The sequence below is a fragment of the Micromonospora sp. NPDC005161 genome (assembly GCF_053599855.1).
Genome location: NZ_JBSFYQ010000109.1, coordinates 1 through 3,270, shown reverse-complemented (window position 1 = coordinate 3,270; position 3,270 = coordinate 1). Strand labels below are relative to the sequence as shown.

The window sequence follows — 3,270 nt, the reverse complement described above, 5'->3', positions numbered from 1 at the left end:
GGATACGGAGCTCGTAGCGCAAGGGTGCATGGGCGTCGTTCGGCATGGTCAGGACCTCACCCCCGCGGCTTCTGCTCGCCGTGCCGGTCGCACTCTGGGGCGGCGGATGACCCACTCTGCGACGGCAGCGTTGATCACCCTGCCTGAGCTGACCGACAGACCGGTGCTCCAGTCTAAGGTGACACGCCACCCAATGTGAGCCATGAAACCAGAATCCGACGTACGCACATCGGCAGATCCGGTCGTCGCGCGGACGGAGGTCGACGCTCTGATCGCGGCAGATCCGGATATTGAGTCGCCGTAGTAGGGGCAGGAAGCCTGTCTACTCCGCGGGTGCAACCCAGATGGCGGATAGCTGTCTGACGTGGTGGACCATGGTGTTCACTCGGCAGGTTCCCGACGCTTTGGGCGGCCATCGCTGTCACGCTTGGGCGACGGCGGCTTGCGGCGATGCCGTGCCATACTGCGGCACGTGCACGTGACCGGGGAAGTGCAGATGACGTACGGCCTGCTGCGGCGGATGAGCCAAGACGCACTGGGCCGCTGGCAACGGGTTATGCGGACGCTCCTGCTCGCCCTCGCGGCACTGGCTGTGCTGTTGGCCACGCTGCTCGCGACACTGACGGGGTTCAACGATCGGCTGCTCTACGTCGTGCTGATGTTGTGTGCCGCGTTCGCCGTGACCGAACTCCTTCCGGTACTGAGTTGGTTGCTGCAGCGCAGCCTCTTCGTCGAGCCGTTCCGGTACGAGGTGAGCACGTCGGGCGTCGACATCCAGACCGCGAGCAGCCGGACACAGATCGACTGGTCCGGCATCACCCGGATTCGGCGGCGACGCCACACCTGGCTGCTGAAGTACGGCATGAGCCAAATTCCGGTGCCGCGGGCGGCGTTCGCGCCCGAGGATCAACGAATCGTGGACGACTTCATCGTTAGGCGCCTCGAGTTCGCCGGGTGACCGTCCCCGGCGCGACCAGCCCGAGCAGCGCGACCGCCGATGCAGCACGTCGGGAGCGTCCCCGCGCGCAGCAGCCGACCACTCGGTTACGCCCAGTAACCCGTACGGTACATGCGCAACGCACGGATTGCGGCCATGACCGGATGCTGGAAGCGTCGCTCGGTGGGCGTTGGCGTGTGACGTGGTCACCCTTGGTTGCGAGTGTCATGCGGTCCGGACGGCTGGTCATGGTCGGGGGATGGGGGTCGTTACGGGGTTGGTGTTGCGGGCGCGGGGTGCAGCCACGACCCGATCCGGCGCGCGGCGGCGAAGCTTGCCCAGCCGGCCGCGGCTACGAGCGCTTCATCTCCGGCTGGTCCGGGGTGCGTACGTGCGTCGTTGAGTACCCGACCGTCGACCTGGTGGGATGCGAGTGCGGCCAGCAGCGCGAATCGGCCTAGTGGCCGTTGCGGTGCCGGCAGCGTCTCGATGGCGTTTTCGGTCCAGCTGCGGGATATGCCTTGCTCCTCGCCACGCCAGGTGCTGAGCCTGGCGGTGACTAGCTGGCGTACCGGCTCTGGGAGCGCCTGTCGGCCAATCGCATCGAATGCGGCGGCGGCTCGGCCGAAGGCATCGGCGATGATCGAGTTGGGTCGGGCCCAGTCGAGGTCGTCGGGTAGCGGGGTCGGGGGAAGCAGGTCGAGCGATGCACCGGGGCGCGCCTTGCGTGCAAGCAGTCTCCGGAAGACGGGGAGGGCCGCGCGCTTGAAGATCGGTTTGAGTTTTGAGTCTGCCAACGGGAACGGTGAGGCGACGGCGAAGATGTTGATCATGCGGTTAATGTAGTGGTAAGAGAGGGCAACGCCGATCAGTTCGGGCGCGTGCTCGTTGGGAAACGGCGGTTGTCGCAGGAGGGGCGTGTCCGGCTGGCGGTTCGCGCGCGCCCAGGCGACCACGGCGCGCAGCTCCGGGTCCGCGATGTCGTCGGTGGCTGCGGAGAGGATGGCTGCGGCCGGGGCTCGGTCTCCAAGGGCGTCGAGCATCGTCGTGTGGACGTCTACGCAGTAGGGGCACGTGTTGATCGCCGATACCGCAGCGGCGACGGCTTCCTTCTTGGTGCGATCGACAAGTGGGCCCCAGGTTGGTTCACGGACCATGGCCCAGTACGCGTGCAGTGCCTGGGGTGCGGGGAGGTGGAGCGCGAACGGCGGGGCCAGCACGCCGAAGTCCCGTGCGATCTGCCGGCGTACGGCGGAGGTACGCGGGTCATGCACGGCGGGGTGGATGTGGCGGACCTGGCGTCGGAATGGGACATCACGCAGTGCCATGGGGACCCTTCAGTGGATTTGAACGACCGAGGATAGACAACTTTTCCAAGCTGAGGGACAAGTTATCGAAGCATGTAGTGGTGCCTGTTGTCTAGCCGGCCGGTAGGATCGGGCGCGTGTCTCAGCGTCGATACAGACAGTTCTGCCCGCTGGCCAAGGCGCTCGATGTCCTCGGCGAGCGCTGGACCCTACTGATCGTCCGTGAGCTGTTGAGCGGGCCGAAGCGCTACACCGACCTGCGACACGGGCTGGCAGGGCTGGCTACGGACCTCCTTGCGGCCCGGTTGCGCGATCTCCAGGAGGCCGGGGTGATCGACCGGCGCGAAGTGCCGCCACCGACACCAGCGACCTTGTACGAGCTGACCGAGCGCGGTTACGCGCTCAAGCCGGCGATCCTCGAGCTCGCGCGCTGGGGGCGCCCACTGCTGCGCGATCCCGCCGACGATCGCCTACCCGACAGCGCCCTCCTGCTCGGCTTCGAGGCGACGTTTCATCCGGATGCCGCAGTTGGTCTGGATGAGACCTACGACATTGAGGTCGACGGTGAGCGAGTGGCCGTTCGGGTTCACGACGGCACGGTGGATGTCACCCCTGGTCCGGCGGGGGAACACGCCACAGTCAGGGTCGTCACCGATCGGGAGGGCTTTATGGAGCTTGCTCGCGGGCGCGCAGGAGACCGCCTGCGAATCGAGGGTGATGCCGCCGCCCTGGTGCGGCTGCAGCGGATCTTCTCCCTGGCATAGTCGGCCCGCGCCTCTGATCAGTTGATACCTCCGGGCCGCGTGGTGACAGCCGCGGTTCATGTGCAGCGCGTATCGGCGTATGGCCAAGCGGAGCGGAGAAGGAACGCGCGCAATTCGGCAGATCCGGTCGTCTCCGACGCGCTGTCAGCGGCAGATGCGGATGCCGTCGTCACTGGTATGAGAAGCCGGCCAAGTGGTCAGCCAGATTGAATCGAGTGCTGCAGCTGGGACAGCTGAGCCGACCAAAGAGGCGCGTCAAGCG

The 3,270-nt window shown here is 66.6% G+C and carries 3 protein-coding genes; 2 read left to right on the top strand and 1 reads right to left on the bottom strand.

What is annotated here, in order from left to right:
• Positions 1 to 496 precede the first annotated feature (496 nt).
• Positions 497 to 958 carry a YcxB family protein gene (locus ACWD5O_RS36985; RefSeq protein WP_450088157.1) on the top strand — a complete coding sequence of 154 codons (462 nt, stop codon included), beginning with the start codon at positions 497 to 499 and terminating at the stop codon, positions 956 to 958.
• Between the two features lie 248 nt (positions 959 to 1,206).
• Here ACWD5O_RS36985 and ACWD5O_RS36980 read toward each other — a convergent pair whose 3' ends face one another.
• A complete protein-coding gene (locus ACWD5O_RS36980) occupies positions 1,207 to 2,265 on the bottom strand; it encodes a carboxymuconolactone decarboxylase family protein (RefSeq protein ID WP_354968587.1) in 1,059 nt (352 codons plus the stop codon).
• 116 nt (positions 2,266 to 2,381) lie between these two features.
• Here ACWD5O_RS36980 and ACWD5O_RS36975 point away from each other — a divergent pair, with 116 nt between their 5' ends.
• A complete protein-coding gene (locus ACWD5O_RS36975) occupies positions 2,382 to 3,008 on the top strand; it encodes a winged helix-turn-helix transcriptional regulator (RefSeq protein ID WP_387329548.1) in 627 nt (208 codons plus the stop codon).
• The last annotated feature ends 262 nt before the right edge of the window (positions 3,009 to 3,270 follow it).

Coding starts and splice junctions, on each gene's coding strand:
- ACWD5O_RS36980 (WP_354968587.1), bottom strand. CDS start 2,265: ATGGCACTGCGTGATGTCCCATTCCGACGCCAGGTCCGCCACATCCAC.
- ACWD5O_RS36985 (WP_450088157.1), top strand. CDS start 497: ATGACGTACGGCCTGCTGCGGCGGATGAGCCAAGACGCACTGGGCCGC.